This is a genomic window from Paramixta manurensis (assembly GCF_013285385.1).
Taxonomy (GTDB): domain Bacteria; phylum Pseudomonadota; class Gammaproteobacteria; order Enterobacterales; family Enterobacteriaceae; genus Paramixta; species Paramixta manurensis.
In genome coordinates, this window is record NZ_CP054212.1 from 4,302,595 (window position 1) to 4,321,972 (window position 19,378).

General features: G+C 51.5%; 11 protein-coding genes, 6 tRNA genes, 3 rRNA genes and 1 riboswitch. Of the genes, 3 read left to right on the forward strand and 17 right to left on the reverse strand.

All coding sequences use genetic code 11. From position 1 onward, the window contains the following. Window positions 1-12 precede the first annotated feature (12 nt). From PMPD1_RS20680 to PMPD1_RS20695, 4 genes are all read right to left on the reverse strand, one after another. A tRNA-Thr gene (locus tag PMPD1_RS20680) sits at window positions 13-88 on the reverse strand. A gap of 5 nt (window positions 89-93) precedes the next feature. Continuing rightward, window positions 94-168: transfer RNA gene (locus tag PMPD1_RS20685), tRNA-Gly, on the reverse strand. 128 nt (window positions 169-296) lie between these two features. Then, a tRNA-Tyr gene (locus PMPD1_RS20690) sits at window positions 297-381 on the reverse strand. A gap of 10 nt (window positions 382-391) precedes the next feature. Beyond that, window positions 392-467 (reverse strand) — tRNA-Thr (locus PMPD1_RS20695). Between the two features lie 470 nt (window positions 468-937). Here PMPD1_RS20695 and coaA point away from each other — a divergent pair. After that, on the forward strand, window positions 938-1,888 hold the full coding sequence (coaA, locus tag PMPD1_RS20700; protein ID WP_354292711.1) for a type I pantothenate kinase: 951 nt from the start codon (window positions 938-940) through the stop codon (window positions 1,886-1,888). Between the two features lie 63 nt (window positions 1,889-1,951). Here the strand turns inward: coaA and birA are convergent, their stop codons facing one another. The 9 genes from birA to btuB form a co-directional block, all read right to left on the reverse strand. Continuing rightward, window positions 1,952-2,914: a bifunctional biotin--[acetyl-CoA-carboxylase] ligase/biotin operon repressor BirA gene (birA, locus tag PMPD1_RS20705; protein WP_173635816.1), complete on the reverse strand. Its 963-nt coding sequence runs from the start codon at window positions 2,912-2,914 to the stop codon at window positions 1,952-1,954. Next, a complete protein-coding gene (gene murB / locus PMPD1_RS20710) occupies window positions 2,911-3,948 on the reverse strand; it encodes a UDP-N-acetylmuramate dehydrogenase (RefSeq protein WP_173635817.1) in 1,038 nt (345 codons plus the stop codon). The genes birA and murB overlap by 4 nt, the downstream gene beginning before the upstream one ends. A gap of 149 nt (window positions 3,949-4,097) precedes the next feature. Further along, a 5S ribosomal RNA gene (gene rrf / locus PMPD1_RS20715) occupies window positions 4,098-4,213 on the reverse strand. A 208-nt stretch (window positions 4,214-4,421) separates the two neighbouring features. Next, window positions 4,422-7,412: ribosomal RNA gene (locus PMPD1_RS20720) — 23S ribosomal RNA — on the reverse strand. A gap of 320 nt (window positions 7,413-7,732) precedes the next feature. Further along, window positions 7,733-7,808: transfer RNA gene (locus PMPD1_RS20725), tRNA-Ala, on the reverse strand. A 148-nt stretch (window positions 7,809-7,956) separates the two neighbouring features. Next, a tRNA-Ile gene (locus PMPD1_RS20730) sits at window positions 7,957-8,033 on the reverse strand. Window positions 8,034-8,104: 71 nt separating this feature from the next. Next, window positions 8,105-9,646, reverse strand: a 16S ribosomal RNA gene (locus PMPD1_RS20735). Together the 16S, 23S and 5S rRNA genes with 2 tRNA genes alongside form the textbook arrangement of a ribosomal RNA operon. A 391-nt stretch (window positions 9,647-10,037) precedes the next feature. After that, complete coding sequence (gene murI, locus PMPD1_RS20740; protein ID WP_173635818.1) at window positions 10,038-10,889, reverse strand: glutamate racemase; 852 nt, start codon at window positions 10,887-10,889, stop codon at window positions 10,038-10,040. After that, window positions 10,834-12,708, reverse strand: a complete 1,875-nt coding sequence (btuB, locus tag PMPD1_RS20745) for a TonB-dependent vitamin B12 receptor BtuB (RefSeq protein ID WP_173635819.1) — start codon at window positions 12,706-12,708, stop codon at window positions 10,834-10,836. The genes murI and btuB overlap by 56 nt, the downstream gene beginning before the upstream one ends. 72 nt (window positions 12,709-12,780) lie before the next feature. Continuing rightward, a riboswitch (cobalamin riboswitch) is annotated at window positions 12,781-12,964 on the reverse strand. Between the two features lie 123 nt (window positions 12,965-13,087). Between btuB and trmA the strand changes: the two genes are divergently transcribed. After that, complete coding sequence (trmA, locus tag PMPD1_RS20750) at window positions 13,088-14,191, forward strand: tRNA (uridine(54)-C5)-methyltransferase TrmA (protein ID WP_173635820.1); 1,104 nt, start codon at window positions 13,088-13,090, stop codon at window positions 14,189-14,191. A gap of 33 nt (window positions 14,192-14,224) precedes the next feature. On the opposite strand, the gene PMPD1_RS20755 is transcribed toward trmA, so the two are convergent. Further along, complete coding sequence (locus tag PMPD1_RS20755) at window positions 14,225-14,572, reverse strand: YijD family membrane protein (protein WP_173635821.1); 348 nt, start codon at window positions 14,570-14,572, stop codon at window positions 14,225-14,227. An 18-nt stretch (window positions 14,573-14,590) separates the two neighbouring features. After that, window positions 14,591-15,235 (reverse strand): HTH-type transcriptional repressor FabR, encoded by a 645-nt coding sequence (fabR, locus tag PMPD1_RS20760; protein WP_173635822.1) that lies wholly within the window; start codon window positions 15,233-15,235, stop codon window positions 14,591-14,593. Between the two features lie 194 nt (window positions 15,236-15,429). On the opposite strand from fabR, the gene sthA reads away from it, so the two are divergent. Next, entirely contained in the window at window positions 15,430-16,830 is a 1,401-nt protein-coding gene (gene sthA / locus PMPD1_RS20765) for a Si-specific NAD(P)(+) transhydrogenase (RefSeq protein ID WP_173635823.1), read from the forward strand. On the opposite strand, the gene oxyR is transcribed toward sthA, so the two are convergent. Continuing rightward, a complete protein-coding gene (oxyR, locus tag PMPD1_RS20770) occupies window positions 16,813-17,730 on the reverse strand; it encodes a DNA-binding transcriptional regulator OxyR (RefSeq protein WP_173635824.1) in 918 nt (305 codons plus the stop codon). The genes sthA and oxyR overlap by 18 nt on opposite strands. A gap of 214 nt (window positions 17,731-17,944) precedes the next feature. After that, window positions 17,945-19,321, reverse strand: a complete 1,377-nt coding sequence (gene argH / locus PMPD1_RS20775) for an argininosuccinate lyase (protein ID WP_173635825.1) — start codon at window positions 19,319-19,321, stop codon at window positions 17,945-17,947. Window positions 19,322-19,378 lie beyond the last annotated feature (57 nt).

The window sequence follows — 19,378 nt, forward strand, 5'->3', positions numbered from 1 at the left end:
GAGATAAAGAAGTGGTGCTGATACCCAGAGTCGAACTGGGGACCTCACCCTTACCAAGGGTGCGCTCTACCAACTGAGCCATATCAGCACATCTGGAGCGGGCAGCGGGAATCGAACCCGCATCATCAGCTTGGAAGGCTGAGGTAATAGCCATTATACGATGCCCGCACTCTGGAACTCGGCTACCTGTTCTTTCTGTAGCATAAGAATAACAGAAGAAGTTTTCCTGCTATTCGAGCTTCGAGTCAACCTGACTTGCTTGCTGACTCTGACTTCGCTAGCGCTCAGTCTGAATATGGTGGTGGGGGAAGGATTCGAACCTTCGAAGTCGATGACGGCAGATTTACAGTCTGCTCCCTTTGGCCGCTCGGGAACCCCACCTGGTACTTGATGGTGCCGGCTACCGGAATCGAACTGGTGACCTACTGATTACAAGTCAGTTGCTCTACCAACTGAGCTAAGCCGGCATCAAGTGACGCGCATTCTAGGAAGAGAGGCTCCGCTATGCAACAAAAAAATCGCGATAAATGTTCTATCGCTTACTATTTGTGCAATTACTCGCAAAATCACCGCTTAATGAAGAAAAATCGTTCAAAGAATCCACGCGACGGCGTAGAAGCCAGGGCTTTGGTCGGCGAAAAACCGTGATTCCGCTTTTTATCGTTAACGTAACGCTTCTCTATTAACGACGTAACAAACAGCGCGTTGCTCAGTTAGCGGCAAACGCGTTGCTCAGTTAGCGGCAAAATAGTTCAAAAGTGCGCTCGCCATTACGATTGCACGGCGACTTTCATCTTTTTCCTTCTTTTTGGCATCTTAGTGGTGTTACCCTCCTGCGCATTGTTTTCTGAAATTACCTCCTGGCGGCCTGCCGTCCGTATCAACACGCGGCTGAGCAACTGGCTATGGGCAAATATTTGCTGGCAGAAGCATGCTTATGAGTAAAAAAGATTCTTTATTGACGACGCCTTATCTGCAATTCGATCGAAATCAATGGGCAGCGTTACGTAATTCGGTTCCGATGACGCTGACAGAAGAAGAGATTGCGCGTCTGAAAGGCATTAATGAAGACCTTTCTCTCGAAGAAGTGGCTGAAATCTATCTGCCACTCTCCCGTTTATTGGATTTTTATATCAGTTCGAATTTACGTCGTCAGGCGGTGCTGGAACAGTTTTTAGGCACTGATGGCCAAAAAATTCCCTATATTATCAGCATCGCGGGCAGCGTTGCGGTAGGGAAAAGCACCACCGCGCGCGTGTTGCAAGCACTGTTAAGCCGCTGGCCGGAGCGACGTCGCGTTGAGTTGATTACCACTGATGGCTTTCTTCACCCCAATGCGGTATTGAAAGAACGCGATCTGATGAAGAAGAAAGGCTTTCCCCAGTCTTACGATATGCATCGCCTGGTCAATTTCGTCTCTGATATAAAATCAGGCGTCTCGCAGGTTACCGCGCCGGTTTATTCTCATCTTATTTATGATGTGGTCCCGGATGGCGATAAGATTGTTCAGCAGCCGGATATTTTGATCCTGGAAGGTCTTAACGTATTACAAAGCGGAATGGATTATCCTCACGATCCTCATCATGTTTTTGTTTCCGACTTCGTTGATTTCTCTATTTATGTTGATGCTCCGGAAGCATTATTAGAAAACTGGTATATCAATCGCTTTTTAAAATTCCGTCAGGGCGCATTTACCGATCCGGACTCCTATTTCCATCACTATGCAAAGCTCACGGAAGACGAAGCGGTAAACACCGCGCAGAAGTTATGGAAGGAAATTAACTGGCTGAATTTAAAACAAAATATTTTACCGACCCGAGAAAGGGCGAGCCTGATCCTAACCAAAAGCGCTAATCATGCCGTTGAGTGTATTAGGTTAAGAAAATAGTAAGCATAAACATGACAAGAGCGCCGGATAGGCGCTCTTTTGATTGGGAAGGTTAACAATAGATTACGTTTGCGGTCGCAACGATATTTCCCCACCCACCCATGATTTTACCTGTCCATCCTGCTCAAGTAATAAACCACCTTGTTGGTCAATACCGCGTGCAATACCGTTAATTTCCCGACTCCCAATGATCAACTTAACCGGACGGTTGATAAAGTTATCCAATGCTGACCAGCGGTTAATAAATGGCGCCAGGCCTTCACGTTCAAACTCTGGCAGCGCAAAGCGTAATTTATTGATCAGCGTAGCCGCCAATGCGTTACGATCGATTTCGATCCCCGCTTCTTGAAGATTGATCCAACCCTGATTAACAACCGAGACGTCCGGCGAACGCATAGCGAGATTGATCCCGGCGCCAATAACGATTTGCGCTGCATCGCCGGTCTTACCGGTTAATTCAACTAAGATGCCTGCCAGCTTACGGTCGTTGAGGTATAAATCATTTGGCCACTTAACCCGGACATCTGCAGCGCCCATTGCCTGTAAAACCTCAGCCATGACAATACCGATCACCAGGCTCAGCCCCATCGCAGCTGCCGGACCCTGCTCAAGACGCCAGTACATTGAAAGATAGAGGTTAGAGCCAAAGGGAGAAAACCACTGGCGGCCGCGACGCCCGCGCCCGGCCTGCTGGTATTCTGCAACACAGGCATCGCCAGATTGCAGAGAATCCATCCGTTCAAGTAAATATTGATTGGTGGAGTCAATGACCGGAATGACAGCCAGGCGCGGCGCATTCAGCTGACTCACTATGTTTTCTTCATTCAGCAGTTGGATCGGCGCGGCCAGGCTGTATCCCTTCCCGGTTACCGTGTAGATATCAAGCCCCCAGTCTTTTAATGTTTGGATATGCTTGTTGATTGCAGCCCGGCTCATCCCTAATGTTTCGCCCAGTTGTTCACCTGAATGAAACTCCCCGTCGGCGAGGATAGAGACTAAAGTGAGTGGAACAGTATTGTCTTTCATGCAATAACCTCTACGGCATCCTTTTCGCCCGTGGCACCGATAAAACGCACTTCCGGCTCCAGCCAGACTGCGAACTTATCCCCTACGCGCTGCCGGACCTCATGCGCTAATGCCACAATGTCTTGCCCGGTCGCGTTCTCTTCGTTAATTAAGACCAAAGCCTGCTGGCGATGTACCGCAGCGCCGCCGATACGGTGCCCTTTCAGTTGGCACTGCTCGATAAGCCAGCCCGCCGCCAGTTTTATTTCTCCTCCCGGCTGAGGATAGCGCGGTGCCTGAGGATAATGACGGCAGATTTCATCCGCTTTATCGGCGCTAACAATGGGATTTTTGAAGAAACTCCCAACATTGCCGGTAACATTCGGGTCGGGGAGCTTGCTACGGCGCATGCGGCAGACGCCATCGAAGATTTGTTGTGGGGTCACTGTCTGAGGATCTAGCTGCGCCAGTTCCCCATAGGTCATCACCGGTTGCCAATGTTTCGCCAGCACCATGCCTACGGCGATAATCGCATAGCCCTCGCGGTACGCGTGTTTAAATATGCTATCACGATAACCAAACTGGCATTCGGCTGCCTGCAGGCGGAAGACCTCCCCATCGCCAAGGTTTATGACATCGACGTATTCGCAGACATCTTTTAATTCAACGCCGTATGCGCCAATATTCTGGATGGGTGCGGAGCCGACACAACCGGGGATCAGGGCGAGGTTTTCCAGACCGGAGAAACCATTTTTTAGCGTATATTCGACTAAGTGGTGCCAATTCTCACCCGCGCCAACCTGCAAATGCCAAGCCTCTTCGCGTTCTTCTACTTTGATGCCTTTCAGGCGATTAATCACCACTGTTCCGCGATAATCCTCAAGGAACAGAACATTGCTACCTTCGCCCAACAAAAGGAATGGCTGACGTTGTTGCTGGCAGCGTTGCCACTCCTGATATAACGTCGCGGGAGATTCCGCGATAACAATTTGATCGGCAACGGCATCAATGCCTAATGTATTAAAGGGTTTCAAAGAGGGGTGCTGGCTGGTCATGGCATGGCCTTAACGAATTTATCTGCCGGTAGTTTACCCGATCGGAGCGGTTCAGGCGGAGTGAATTACGGTTATTTCTGCCGGTCTGGCGGGTAATGCAAACGAAAAAAGCCCCGTACGTCAGTACGGGGCCTCGTTCTTGATATAATGCCTGGCAGTTCCCTACTCTCGCATGGGGAGACCCCACACTACCATCGGCGCTACGGCGTTTCACTTCTGAGTTCGGCATGGGGTCAGGTGGGACCACCGCGCTAGTGCCGCCAGGCAAATTCTTGCTGCACGGAACGAATATAACGCTCTGCTGCTGCGTTGCCTGCGCTTGCAAAGTCAGTCACATACCTTATGTATGCTCCTTCCTTTCCTGCGCTGGTCGCCTTGCTTCAGCACGTTCTCTTTCGTTCCCGCAAATTCGTTTATCCGGTAAACTCGCTGAAAATCAAAACCGCGTCTCTCAAGAACGCCTCTGGCGTTGTAAGGTTAAGCCTCACGGGTCATTAGTACCGGTTAGCTCAACGCATCGCTGCGCTTACACATCCGGCCTATCAACGTCGTCGTCTTCAACGTCCCTTCAGGACCCTCAGGGGGTCAGGGAGAACTCATCTCGGGGCAAGTTTCGCGCTTAGATGCTTTCAGCGCTTATCTCTTCCGCATTTAGCTACCGGGCAGTGCCATTGGCATGACAACCCGAACACCAGTGATGCGTCCACTCCGGTCCTCTCGTACTAGGAGCAGCCCCCCTCAGTTCTCCAGCGCCCACGGCAGATAGGGACCGAACTGTCTCACGACGTTCTAAACCCAGCTCGCGTACCACTTTAAATGGCGAACAGCCATACCCTTGGGACCTACTTCAGCCCCAGGATGTGATGAGCCGACATCGAGGTGCCAAACACCGCCGTCGATATGAACTCTTGGGCGGTATCAGCCTGTTATCCCCGGAGTACCTTTTATCCGTTGAGCGATGGCCCTTCCATTCAGAACCACCGGATCACTAAGACCTGCTTTCGCACCTGCTCGCGCCGTCACGCTCGCAGTCAAGCCAGCTTATGCCTTTGCACTAACCTCACGATGTCCGACCGTGATTAGCTGACCTTCGTGCTCCTCCGTTACGCTTTGGGAGGAGACCGCCCCAGTCAAACTACCCACCAGACACTGTCCGCAGCCCGGATTACGGGCCAACGTTAGAACACCAGCCATTAAAGGGTGGTATTTCAAGGGCGGCTCCACGGGAACTGGCGTCCCCGCTTCAAAGCCTCCCACCTATCCTGCACATCAAGGACCAGTGTTCAGTGTCAAGCTGTAGTAAAGGTTCACGGGGTCTTTCCGTCTTGCCGCGGGTACACTGCATCTTCACAGCGAGTTCAATTTCACTGAGTCTCGGGTGGAGACAGCCTGGCCATCATTACGCCATTCGTGCAGGTCGGAACTTACCCGACAAGGAATTTCGCTACCTTAGGACCGTTATAGTTACGGCCGCCGTTTACCGGGGCTTCGATCAAGAGCTTCGCGTTGCCGCTAACCCCATCAATTAACCTTCCGGCACCGGGCAGGCGTCACACCGTATACGTCCACTTTCGTGTTTGCACAGTGCTGTGTTTTTAATAAACAGTTGCAGCCAGCTGGTATCTTCGACTGCCTTCAGCTCCACCCGCAGGGGGTTTCACCTAACGACAGCGTGCCTTCTCCCGAAGTTACGGCACCATTTTGCCTAGTTCCTTCACCCGAGTTCTCTCAAGCGCCTGGGTATTCTCTACCTGACCACCTGTGTCGGTTTGGGGTACGATTTCGTGTTGCCTGATGCTTAGAGGCTTTTCCTGGAAGCTGGGCATTTGTTACTTCAGCGCCGTAGCGCCTCGTCATCACACCTCAGCGTTAACGGCCTTCCGGATTTACCTGGAACGCCCGCCTACATGCTTAAACCGGGACAACCGTCGCCCGGCTAACATAGCCTTCTCCGTCCCCCCTTCGCAGCAACACCAAGTACGGGAATATTAACCCGTTTCCCATCGACTACGCCTTTCGGCCTCGCCTTAGGGGTCGACTCACCCTGCCCCGATTAACGTTGGACAGGAACCCTTGGTCTTCCGGCGAGCGGGCTTTTCACCCGCTTTATCGTTACTTATGTCAGCATTCGCACTTCTGATACCTCCAGCAGCCCTCACAGGCCACCTTCGACGGCTTACAGAACGCTCCCCTACCCAACGAACGTATCCCTAAAACGCCTCGACTTTAATGAACGCATTGACGTCGCTGCGCTCCGTCAATCGTTAAGCCTTACAAAACGTTTTAAGTGATACGTTCGCTGCCGCAGCTTCGGTGCATGGTTTAGCCCCGTTACATCTTCCGCGCAGGCCGACTCGACCAGTGAGCTATTACGCTTTCTTTAAATGATGGCTGCTTCTAAGCCAACATCCTGGCTGTCTGGGCCTTCCCACATCGTTTCCCACTTAACCATGACTTTGGGACCTTAGCTGGCGGTCTGGGTTGTTTCCCTCTTCACGACGGACGTTAGCACCCGCCGTGTGTCTCCCGTGATAACATTCTCCGGTATTCGCAGTTTGCATCGGGTTGGTAAGCCGGGATGGCCCCCTAGCCGAAACAGTGCTCTACCCCCGGAGATGAATTCACGAGGCGCTACCTAAATAGCTTTCGGGGAGAACCAGCTATCTCCCGGTTTGATTGGCCTTTCACCCCCAGCCACAAGTCATCCGCTAATTTTTCAACATTAGTCGGTTCGGTCCTCCAGTTAGTGTTACCCAACCTTCAACCTGCCCATGGCTAGATCACCGGGTTTCGGGTCTATACCCTGCAACTTAGCGCCCGGTTAAGACTCGGTTTCCCTTCGGCTCCCCTATACGGTTAACCTTGCTACAGAATATAAGTCGCTGACCCATTATACAAAAGGTACGCAGTCACCCCATAAATGAGGCTCCCACTGCTTGTACGTACACGGTTTCAGGTTCTTTTCACTCCCCTCGCCGGGGTTCTTTTCGCCTTTCCCTCACGGTACTGGTTCACTATCGGTCAGTCAGGAGTATTTAGCCTTGGAGGATGGTCCCCCCATATTCAGACAGGATACCACGTGTCCCGCCCTACTCATCGAGCTCACAGCCAGTGCGCTTTTGTGTACGGGGCTGTCACCCTGTATCGCCGGCCTTTCCGGACCGTTCCACTAACGCACAAGCTGATTCAGGCTCTGGGCTGCTCCCCGTTCGCTCGCCGCTACTGGGGGAATCTCGGTTGATTTCTTTTCCTCGGGGTACTTAGATGTTTCAGTTCCCCCGGTTCGCCTCATGCCACTATGTATTCATGACATGATGATGCACCGAAGTGCACCGGGTTTCCCCATTCGGACATCGCCGGCTATAGCGGTTCATATCACCTTACCGGCGCTTTTCGCAGATTAGCACGTCCTTCATCGCCTCTGACTGCCAGGGCATCCACCGTGTACGCTTAGTCGCTTAACCTCACAACCCACAGGCGTCCTTCTCATCCGGTTTCGTAACGACTGCGCGTCGTAAGGGCCGCGTTGTGCAGTGCTCGCAGATGCTCACATACTTCAGTATGCTCCGCCCTGCTGCGCGCTGACGCCTTGCCCTTACTTAGCTCGTTCGTTACTCCTTCGGAGCAGAACCGCTTTCGGGTGTAAGTATTTGAGAGACTCGTGAACAACCTTGCGGTCATTCATCGTTTCAATTTTCAGCTTGTTCCGGATTGTTAAAGAGCATAATACTTCGCAGCATACTGTCGCCAGTACACTCTGAAGTATCGGATTTCACGACGTATATGGTGGAGCTAAGCGGGATCGAACCGCTGACCTCCTGCGTGCAAGGCAGGCGCTCTCCCAGCTGAGCTATAGCCCCATACAGTCACTTGCAGAGACCTTTTTACTACCCACTCGGCTGAGTGCTTTTCTTCCGGAGAAGATAATTTGTGCTCAGGCAAGGCGTGGTACCGCGACGCATAGTCAACTATGCGAGCCGGGGCCACAACGCAGCATGAGTACAAATTTGGTAGGCCTGAGTGGACTTGAACCACCGACCTCACCCTTATCAGGGGTGCGCTCTAACCACCTGAGCTACAAGCCTATAAAGGTATCCTGCTCGTTCTTTTTCATCAGACAATCTGTGTGAGCACTTCGCGGGAAAGTATCTTCAGGTAAGGAGGTGATCCAACCGCAGGTTCCCCTACGGTTACCTTGTTACGACTTCACCCCAGTCATGAATCACAAAGTGGTAAGCGCCCTCCCGAAGGTTAAGCTACCTACTTCTTTTGCAACCCACTCCCATGGTGTGACGGGCGGTGTGTACAAGGCCCGGGAACGTATTCACCGTGGCATTCTGATCCACGATTACTAGCGATTCCGACTTCACGGAGTCGAGTTGCAGACTCCGATCCGGACTACGACGCACTTTATGAGGTCCGCTTGCTCTCGCGAGGTCGCTTCTCTTTGTATGCGCCATTGTAGCACGTGTGTAGCCCTGGTCGTAAGGGCCATGATGACTTGACGTCATCCCCACCTTCCTCCGGTTTATCACCGGCAGTCTCCTTTGAGTTCCCGACCGAATCGCTGGCAACAAAGGATAAGGGTTGCGCTCGTTGCGGGACTTAACCCAACATTTCACAACACGAGCTGACGACAGCCATGCAGCACCTGTCTCACGGTTCCCGAAGGCACAAACGCATCTCTGCGTTCTTCCGTGGATGTCAAGACCAGGTAAGGTTCTTCGCGTTGCATCGAATTAAACCACATGCTCCACCGCTTGTGCGGGCCCCCGTCAATTCATTTGAGTTTTAACCTTGCGGCCGTACTCCCCAGGCGGTCGACTTAACGCGTTAGCTCCGGAAGCCACGAGTCAAGCTCACAGCCTCCAAGTCGACATCGTTTACGGCGTGGACTACCAGGGTATCTAATCCTGTTTGCTCCCCACGCTTTCGCACCTGAGCGTCAGTCTTCGTCCAGGGGGCCGCCTTCGCCACCGGTATTCCTCCAGATCTCTACGCATTTCACCGCTACACCTGGAATTCTACCCCCCTCTACGAGACTCAAGCCTGCCAGTTTCAAATGCAGTTCCCGGGTTGAGCCCGGGGATTTCACATCTGACTTAACAGACCGCCTGCGTGCGCTTTACGCCCAGTAATTCCGATTAACGCTTGCACCCTCCGTATTACCGCGGCTGCTGGCACGGAGTTAGCCGGTGCTTCTTCTGCGGGTAACGTCAATGACAAAGGTTATTAACCTTCACCCCTTCCTCCCCGCTGAAAGTACTTTACAACCCGAAGGCCTTCTTCATACACGCGGCATGGCTGCATCAGGCTTGCGCCCATTGTGCAATATTCCCCACTGCTGCCTCCCGTAGGAGTCTGGACCGTGTCTCAGTTCCAGTGTGGCTGGTCATCCTCTCAGACCAGCTAGGGATCGTCGCCTAGGTGAGCCGTTACCCCACCTACCAGCTAATCCCATCTGGGTTCATCCGATGGTGTGAGGCCCGAAGGTCCCCCACTTTGGTCTCGCGACGTTATGCGGTATTAGCCACCGTTTCCAGTGGTTATCCCCCTCCATCGGGCAGATCCCCAGACATTACTCACCCGTCCGCCACTCGTCGGCAAAGAAGCAAGCTTCTTCCCGCTACCGTTCGACTTGCATGTGTTAGGCCTGCCGCCAGCGTTCAATCTGAGCCATGATCAAACTCTTCAATTAAAAGTCTGATTTGCTTCCACTAGGGAAGCGTGCTCTGTGAATTAAACTTCGTAATGAATTACGTGTTCACTCACGAGACTTGATATTTTTTAAGTCCGAGGACTCTGATATCAATCCTGCGAGTGCCCACACAGATTGTCTGATAAATTGTTAAAGAGCAGTGCCACATTATCGTGTGGCGCGGGTTGCGTATATTACGCTTTCCGCATTATCAGTCAAGTATTTATTTCCACTTAACTGACGAGTTAGTCGGGCTAACTCTCTCACCAATACGCCACTTCGTAAGCCGTTGTGCCGTGTCAGTGGAGGCGCATTATAGGGAGTTCCTGCTGGCTGACAAGCGCTAATTTCAAAAAAAATTCCGAGTGTTGTTTTTTTGCCCAAAACACCTTCAAAGTGGCAATTTTTCCAACTTTCCGAAGCCATATCGTTGTAAAACGGGCAATAATTGTGCGGTCTCTTCGGTAATATCCATACAGAGCGCAATATTATCTTCCGCGGAATAAATTTTCGGAGACTCATGCTCCAATAGCCAGGCGATGCGACGCGCAATAGCCGCGCCGGAATCAATTAAACGCGTCCCTTCCGGCAACACCTGCTGAAGCTCTTCGCTCAACAAGGGAAAGTGCGTACAACCCAGCACCACCGTATCGGGCGGTTCGCTCATCCGCAGCCAAGGCTGTAGAATCCGTGTAACCGCCTCCAAAGATACGCTCTGCCCATGAAGCTTCGCTTCAGCTAACTCCACTAATTCTGCTGAACCCAGCATTTCGGTTTTGCATTCACTGGCAAAACGCTCAACTAATTCATGTGTATAAGGACGGCGCACCGTAGCACGCGTTGCCAGCAACCCAACAATGCCATTGCGCGTTAACCGCGCGGCGGGCTTAATCGCAGGCACCACCCCCACCACCGGGAAATCAAACCGCTCGCGCAAAGCGGGTAGTGTGACAGTGCTGGCGGTATTACAGGCGACAACCACCAGAGAAAGTGGATAGCGCTGTACCACCGCCTCAACAATCTGCACCACGCGTTCTACGATAAATGCTTCGGTTTTTTCGCCGTAAGGAAATGCCACATTATCGAAGGCATAGAGATAATGAAGATCCGGCAGCAATTGCCGGATCTCATCATAAACAGAAAGCCCACCTACGCCGGAATCAAAAACCAGCACGGTGGGGCGCAAGTTAGAAGCTGTAAGTTCCGCTGAGGAAATACTCCCGTCCTGGAGTTTGATAGCCATACGCTGTCTCATAATCTTTATCGAACAGGTTGGCAATTCTACCACGAACGGTAAGTTGAGATGTGACCGGATACGAAACCGCGAGATCCCATAAACTCACGCCGCCGAGCTTAACGGTTTCGCCGTTAAAATCTGAAGAGAAGTCCTTATCATACCGCTGCCCCAGATATTGATAGCTTACCGACCAATCAAAATCGTAGATGTTCCAGTCAAGCTGATATTTCACCTGCTGTTTGGCACGGCGCAGTAACACCTCATGTGTTTCCGCATTGCGCGGATCAACATAATCATACGAGAGCGTATGTGCCAACGGGCCGGTATCAAACGACGCCGTCGCCTCAATACCTTTAATGCTTGCCTTGCTGATATTAAAGTAACTACTCGTGGTGTTATTAAAATCAATCAGGTTATCAATATCGTTACGATACCCGGAAAGATGCCAGGTCACTGGCCCACTCAGCCCCTCAAAGCCCGCTTCCCACTGTTTGCTTTTTTCCGGGTCAAGGCGGTCATTACCGCCAAAGCTGCTATACAACTGCCCAAGCGTAGGCGCTTTGAACGCGGTTCCGTAAGATGCGATAAACCGATAACCGTCAATAAACTCCCACGCGGCACTGGTTTGCCAAGTGTTATGCCAACCGAACTGTGAGTTATCATCACCACGAACCGCGCCTTCAAGAGTAAAGTCACCAAACATCTGTTGTGCGGTGGCATACAAACCGGTATTCCGTAGTTCGCGGCTATCGGTAACGTTCGCCGTTCCCGGTTCAATAGTTTGCTTCTGCCAATCAAGGCCGCCGCTCACATGTCCCTGCGCAACCGCAACCGTATTGCCCCATTGCAGATTGTACTGTTTAGAATCATCCAACGAGGCAGAAGCATCATAGCGACCCAATTGCGGACTGTAGTTGTAATCCTTACTGTGGCTATAGCTGGCGGTCAGTTGGGAAGAATATATGCCCTGGTTAAAACTTAAGCCGGTATCCCACGTCTGGCTGTAAAGCTGGCGAGTGTCTATAAACGTATTCGGTTCGACAAAGGTAGGAAAACCGTCATAGGCCGTTCGGTTATCAAAACCATAGCCGCGAAAAAAACCGCTAAACTGCTGGTTAAATTGATGCTCCAACGCGCCATACAGCGTCTTACTCATAAAGCCATCACGATCATGCTGTGCCGGGTCGCCAAAATCATCCGGTAAACCGGCCACCACATCTATACCTTTGGTATAAGTGTAATTACCCGCCAATGTGCCGCGCGTGTTCGCCCCCAACATTTGTTGCGTTGAGGCATCATAACTTTGATAACCATGTGAGCCGATGCCTGCCGTTAGTGTGGTGCCAGGCTTACTACGACCGGTAATGATATTGACCACACCGCCTATCGCATCTGAACCATAGACTGCTGAACGGGCACCGCGAACATATTCAATACGCTGAACCAGCGAGATAGGGATCTGGCTCAAATCGGTCGAACCGCTGATTCCTGCCTGATTTAGGCGAATACCATCAATTAACAATAAAACGTGGCTAGAGTTAGTTCCCCGAATAAATAACGAACTTTGCTGCCCCATTCCACCATTCTGTGCAATATCCACGCCCGGCAAGCGGCGCATCACATCAGTCAGGCTTTTTGCTTGCCAGCGGTCAATATCTTCACGCGTCACCACCGTGGTCGGCGCTAAAACAGAAGAAACAGGCTGAGCAAAACGGTTAGCGGTGACCACAACAGCATCACCATTCTCTTGTGCAAAACCGTTTTGCGCCCAGAGAGAAATCGCCGTTGCGCCAAAGGCCCACAGCGAGTTTTTAGTTTTAATCATTTTTAACTAAGCATCCAAAAGATGTAGCAGGATGCCGCAGGCATACGACCGATAGCACGCGATGATCGTACGAAGTGCGACGTTACCCCGGCAGGTCTTCGGGCTTGGAATCATAAAATGATGAAGGACTTCCCGTCATAAGACAGTGTCTGCTTACGCTATCACCATGACATTCCTTACCGCTGCGCGTCAGCCCCAGATTTACACTGGATTCCCTCTTCGCTCCGCAAAGGAGACCGGAACGCGCAGTCTACGATTTAGGCAAATAGAAATCCAGACTTCCAGCCTGCTAAGATAACGCTTTTCGCTGCAACGCTGGACATCGGGAGCTGAACCCCTACAATCGCCCGGCGAGTTTGCCCCACAATCAGGAATGCCCATGACGCCCGAACAATTGCCGACAGAAAATTACGCGACTCAGCTTGAAGAGAAAGTCACCCGCCTGCAGGGCATGATGGCGCCATTCAACGCACCTGAAATCGATGTCTTCCGTTCACCGGTTAGCCACTATCGTATGCGAGCAGAATTCCGGGTATGGCATGATGGCGATGACCTTTATCACATTATTTTCGATCAACAAACACGCCAGCGTATTCGAGTCGACCAATTCCCGGCGGCCAGCCACTTAATCAACCAGTTGATGCCGTTGATGATGGAAGCGATGCGTAATAACCCGGTACTGCGCCGAAAACTGTTCCAGATTGACTATCTCTCAACGATGAGCAATCGCATTGTTATCTCATTGCTTTATCATCGTGCGCTCGACGAGGAGTGGCGTCAGGCGGCAGAGGCGTTACGGGATACCGTGCGCAGGCAGGGTTTTGATTTGCATTTGATTGGCCGCGCCACCAAAACCAAGATCTGCCTGGACCAGGATTTCGTCGACGAGTGCTTACCCGTTGACGGCAAAGAAATTATCTATCGCCAGGTGGAAAATAGTTTTACTCAGCCGAATGCGGCAATGAATATTCAAATGCTGGAATGGGCGTTAGAAGTGACGCAAGGCGCGCAAGGTGACCTGCTGGAACTGTACTGCGGTAATGGTAATTTCTCTCTGGCATTGGCACGTAATTTCCGCCGCGTGCTGGCAACCGAAATAGCCAAACCCTCGGTTAATGCCGCACAGTACAATATCGCCGCCAATCAGATCGATAATGTGCAAATTATTCGGATGTCGGCAGAAGAGTTTACTCAAGCGATGAACGGCGTACGTCAATTTAACCGCCTGGAAGGAATTGACCTAAAAAGCTACGAATGTGAAACCATTTTCGTCGATCCGCCACGTAGCGGGCTGGATAACGAAACGGTGAAACTGGTGCAAGCATATCAACAAATTCTCTATATTTCCTGCAACCCGCAAACGCTGAGCGACAACCTTGAAACGCTCTGTGAAACACATCAAATCACACGCGTAGCGCTGTTTGACCAGTTTCCCTACACCCATCATATGGAGTGCGGCGTGCTGCTTACACGCCGCCGTTAACCCTCGTACGCCGGGCGTTTGACCCGGCGCAGATTATTTCCGTGCCCTGATACGCAAACCTATCCAAAAAATGACCACCACCATTAAAATGGTTGGGATAAAGTTTGACCCGATCTCCGGATATTCCGCACGAACCATCGCGCTATACAACAAAATACCCAGTAGGAAGAATGCCGCCGCCAGCGAAGGCATACCTTCCGGCATTGAGCGATTAAGATAACGCTGGTGCAAACACCAAGCCGCCAGGCCGAGCGCAATTAAAGGAAAAATTGAAAACGGTACAAATGCGCTGAAAAGCACTGAAAAGGAACCGTTGATCGACAAGCCGGTAATGAACGCCAATAGCAACGTCCCCTTATCGCGCGTGTTCTGTTCAGTCATGGCATGATCCTTATTTACCTAATTATCTTCAGTTTCCAAAGTAACCGACAGCCTCTCCTGTTCGCGTCGATACCAGTAGTAGGCGCCTTTCGCGATCATCCGTAGCTGCAATACCAGTCGATCTTCCAGCTTGCGGCGTTGCTCAATATCAATATCTAACGCTTCCGCACCGGCGCTAAAAACAATCGTCACCATCGCTTCAGCCTGCGCTTCAGTAAAACTTCGCGGCATCCGGTTTTCCAATTCCAGATAATCCGCCAATTCAGCGATAAAGTGTTGAATCTCGCGGGCGACAGCCGCACGAAACGCTGCCGAAGTACCGGAGCGTTCGCGTAATAACAAACGGAATGCGTTGGGGTTATTGCCGATAAACTCCATAAAGGTCGACACCGAGGTCTTAATTACGCTGCCGCCCTTAGCAATACGCTGCCGCGCCTGGCGCATCAACTGACGCAGCATCAGGCCGCTTTCGTCGACCATCGTCAATCCCAGCTCATCTACGTCGCGAAAATGGCGATAAAAAGAGGTCGGCGCGATTCCTGCTTCGCGGGCGACTTCACGTAAACTCAGGCTGGCAAAGCTCCGCTCAGCGCTTAATTGACTGAATGCCGCTTCGATTAAAGAACGTCGTGTACGTTCTTTTTGTTGCGCTCTAACGCCCATTTTCCCGCCTTTTTGCGTGGCCCGGCTGGCACTATAGCAAAAATTTCAGCGTACAGTCCGCCAAACTTTGTGACCGGCTGTTAACATCACGCTTTGTCAAACCGCGATTAAAAACGCTGATACAATTGGGAGGTGCGCGGCGAGATGTTAGAATCTCGTTGTAAAAATGTATATAAAATATAGGACGTATCGGTATGCAACAGTCTTATGATTACGATGCCATCGTGATTGGCTCAGGTCCGGGCGGTGAAGGCGCCGCAATGGGCCTGGTAAAACAGGGAGCGCGTATCGCGGTGATCGAACGCTACCACAACATTGGCGGTGGCTGTACGCACTGGGGAACCATACCTTCCAAAGCACTGAGGCACGCCGTTAGCAGGATTATCGAATTCAACCAAAATCCGCTTTATAGCGACCACAGCAGACTCCTTCGCTCCTCTTTCGCCGATATTCTCAATCACACAGAAAGCGTGATTAGCCAGCAAACCAATATGCGTCAGGGTTTTTACGAACGTAACCATTGCGAGCTGTATCAGGGTGATGCGCATTTTATCGATGCGAATACGATTGAAATTGAGTGCCATGATGGCTCAAGGGAACGACTAACCGCCGCAAAATTTGTCATCGCCTGTGGTTCACGTCCGTATCGCCCTGCGGATGTCGATTTTACGCATCCACGCATTTATGACTCTGATTCGATTCTTAACCTTCATCACGAGCCGGGGCATGTCATCATTTATGGCGCCGGGGTTATCGGCTGCGAATATGCATCAATCTTCCGTGGCTTGAGTGTGAAGGTCGATCTGATCAATACCCGCGATCGCCTGCTGGCGTTTCTCGATCAGGAAATGTCCGACTCGCTGTCTTATCACTTCTGGAACAATGGCGTCGTGATTCGCCATAACGAAGAGTTTGAGAAAATTGAAGGGCTGGATGATGGGGTAATCATTCATCTTAAATCAGGTAAGAAAGTGAAGGCGGATTGCCTGCTCTACGCGAATGGCCGTACCGGTAACACCGATACGCTGGCGCTGGACAACATTGGGCTAGAGGCCGATAGCCGTGGATTGCTGAAAGTAAACAGCATGTATCAAACCGCACAGCCGCATATCTACGCGGTGGGTGATGTGATCGGTTATCCAAGTCTGGCTTCCGCTGCTTACGATCAAGGGCGTATTGCCGCTCAGGCCATCATTAAAGGTGAGGCAACGGCACACTTGATCGAGGATATACCTACCGGGATTTATACTATTCCTGAAATCAGCTCGGTGGGGAAAACCGAGCAGCAGCTAACCGCGATGAAAGTTCCGTATGAAGTGGGTCGTGCGCAATTCAAACATTTAGCGCGCGCGCAAATTGTCGGGATGAATGTAGGTAGCCTGAAAATACTCTTCCACCGTGAAACCAAAGAGATCTTGGGGATCCACTGCTTTGGCGAACGCGCCGCTGAGATCATTCATATCGGCCAGGCGATCATGGAGCAGAAAAAAGGCGGCAACACGATCGAATATTTCGTGAATACCACCTTCAACTATCCCACGATGGCAGAAGCCTATCGCGTTGCGGCGCTAAATGGCTTAAACCGCCTGTTTTAACGTTGAACCCATATGACTTGTCATATGGGTGCGGATCGCCTCTGCGAGTTGTTCATAACGGCTACGCAGCGGCGAGCCCGGACGATAAACCAGCGCAATCGTACGCTGAGGCTCTGGTTTATAACATGGCAGGTAACATACGCCATCTCTAACACGTTCCGGCGGCACCGCCAGCGCAGGCAACAACGTAATCCCGCTGCCTGCCGCCACCATATTACGCAGCGTTTCCAGACTGGTTGCACGGAAATGCGTATCTTCATCGGCACCGGCCTGGAAACAAAACCCCATTGCCTGATCGCGTAAACAGTGCCCATCTTCCAGCATTAATAATTTTTCGCCCGCCAAGTCTGACATTGGGACGCGATCTCTGTCATGCCAAGGATGATTTTCATAAATCGCCAGCTTCATTGGCTCGTCAAACAGCGGCACTTCAATAAATGCCTCACTCTCTTTGACCAAGGCCAGGATTGCGCAGTCCAGCTTACCGCTATCAAGCTGAGCCAGCAGTTGCTGGGTTTGGGCCTCATGCAAATACATCTCCAGCTTCGGAAACGTTTGATGCAGCATCGGGATAATTTGTGGAAGCAGATAGGGTCCAACCGTTGGAATGAGCCCGATATGCAAGGGTCCGGACATCGCTTCGCCCTGTTGGCTGGCCATCTCTTTCAGCACTTTGACTTCACGCAACACGGTACGCGCCTGATCCACCAGCAGTAAACCCGCTTGGGTGAACAGGACTTTACGACTGGTACGCTCCAGTAGCATCACGCCTAATTCGTCTTCCAGCTTACGAATTTGCCCACTCAGCGTTGGCTGGCTGACATGACACGCATCGGCGGCACGTCGGAAATGACGATGTTCCGCTAATGAAACCAAATACTCCAGATCACGAATGTTCATTTAACCCTCCGAACCACGATAGCCCGTGGCGATAGATAGGATAGCAATCAACGATTGGCCCTATCAAGCGAAGATCATAATAATGATGCGTATCCGTTAAGGCGGATAGCGTAAGGACCTGGAAGCGAGATTTATTATCCTGCTTTCTGATGTGCCAATTACAAGAGAACTATTCTGAAGTTAGAGGTTAGCGGGCAAGAATGCCCGCTCTTTTTTATGATGTTAAACGCTGCTTAGCATCTGCAATCGCTTGCGCAACCTGCTGCGGTGCGACGCCGCCTTTGGCATTCCGCTTATCCAAACACGACTGCAGCGACAGAATCGGATAAACATCATCACCGATGACATCGCTGAATTTCCTCAGATCGGTTAACGCTAGCGCCTCCAGCGCCACTCCCTGATTGATGGCCTCAACGACCACTTCGCCCACGATATGGTGCGCTTCCCGGAACGGAACGCCTTTTGCCACCAAATAATCCGCCAGCTCCGTTGCGTTAGCGTAGCCCTGCTCGGCGGCTTCCTGACAACGCGGACGTTTCACCTGAATACCCTCCAATACCAGCGCCGCCATATGCAAGCAGTCAGCCCAGGTATCCAGCGCATCAAACAGCCCTTCCTTGTCTTCCTGCATATCTTTGTTATACGCCAGCGGCAAACCTTTTAACGTCATCATCATGCCGGTCAATGCGCCCTGTACGCGGCCACATTTCCCGCGAATCAGTTCCAGTGCGTCCGGGTTCTTTTTCTGCGGCATCAAGGAAGAACCTGACGTTACCCGATCGGATAACTCGACAAAGCCAGCTTCCCCGGTGTTAAAGAAAATAAGGTCTTCAGAAAAACGAGAAAGATGCACCATACCGATTGACGCATCGGACAACAGTTCCAGCACATGATCACGGTCAGAAACTGTATCAAGGCTATTGCGAGTCGCGGAAGCGAAACCCAACCAACCAGCCAGTTGCTCACGATCAATCTCATAGGCAGTGCCGGCCAGCGCACCGCATCCCAGCGGGCTGACGTCAAGGCGCTTCAGCGTATCTTGTAAACGGCTTTCATCACGCGCCAACATTTCGACGTAAGCGAGACACCAGTGAGCAAAGGTCACTGGCTGCGCGCGCTGCAAATGGGTATAACCTGGCATAACCGCATCTTGATTCGCTTCCGCAGTCGCGCTCAATGCGTGTTGTAACTGACGCGTCGCCTCTAATAATTCGCCAACCTGCTGTTTACACCACAGTTTTAAATCAGTCGCTACCTGATCGTTACGGCTACGCCCGGTGTGCAATTTTTTACCTAACGCGCCGACTTTCTCGATCAACCGCCCTTCCACCCAGCTATGAATATCTTCCGCATCACTCTCAAGGATTTGTTGTGGGTGGTTATGCACCTCATTCAGCAACGTATTCAACGCCTCTTCCAGTTGCCGTTGTTCATCCGCCGTTAATACATTCACTGTGACCAACGCTTTGGACCAGGCAATTGATCCGACAATATCCTGTTCTGCCAGACGATAATCAAAACGTAGCGAATCGTTAAACTGTTTAAAACGTTGATCCGCCGCCTGGGTAAACCGCCCGCCCCAAAGTGCCATACTCAATACTCCTTTCAAATCATATAATAAGGGCAGCACAAGTGCCGCCCCTACGAA

Excerpts from the sequence above, each read along its gene's own strand:
- coaA (WP_354292711.1), top strand. The coding sequence starts at position 938 with ATGAGTAAAAAAGATTCTTTATTGACGACGCCTTATCTGCAATTCGAT.
- birA (WP_173635816.1), bottom strand. The coding sequence starts at position 2,914 with ATGAAAGACAATACTGTTCCACTCACTTTAGTCTCTATCCTCGCCGAC.
- murB (WP_173635817.1), bottom strand. The coding sequence starts at position 3,948 with ATGACCAGCCAGCACCCCTCTTTGAAACCCTTTAATACATTAGGCATT.
- murI (WP_173635818.1), bottom strand. The coding sequence starts at position 10,889 with ATGGCTATCAAACTCCAGGACGGGAGTATTTCCTCAGCGGAACTTACA.
- btuB (WP_173635819.1), bottom strand. The coding sequence starts at position 12,708 with ATGATTAAAACTAAAAACTCGCTGTGGGCCTTTGGCGCAACGGCGATT.
- trmA (WP_173635820.1), top strand. The coding sequence starts at position 13,088 with ATGACGCCCGAACAATTGCCGACAGAAAATTACGCGACTCAGCTTGAA.
- PMPD1_RS20755 (WP_173635821.1), bottom strand. The coding sequence starts at position 14,572 with ATGACTGAACAGAACACGCGCGATAAGGGGACGTTGCTATTGGCGTTC.
- fabR (WP_173635822.1), bottom strand. The coding sequence starts at position 15,235 with ATGGGCGTTAGAGCGCAACAAAAAGAACGTACACGACGTTCTTTAATC.
- sthA (WP_173635823.1), top strand. The coding sequence starts at position 15,430 with ATGCAACAGTCTTATGATTACGATGCCATCGTGATTGGCTCAGGTCCG.
- oxyR (WP_173635824.1), bottom strand. The coding sequence starts at position 17,730 with ATGAACATTCGTGATCTGGAGTATTTGGTTTCATTAGCGGAACATCGT.
- argH (WP_173635825.1), bottom strand. The coding sequence starts at position 19,321 with ATGGCACTTTGGGGCGGGCGGTTTACCCAGGCGGCGGATCAACGTTTT.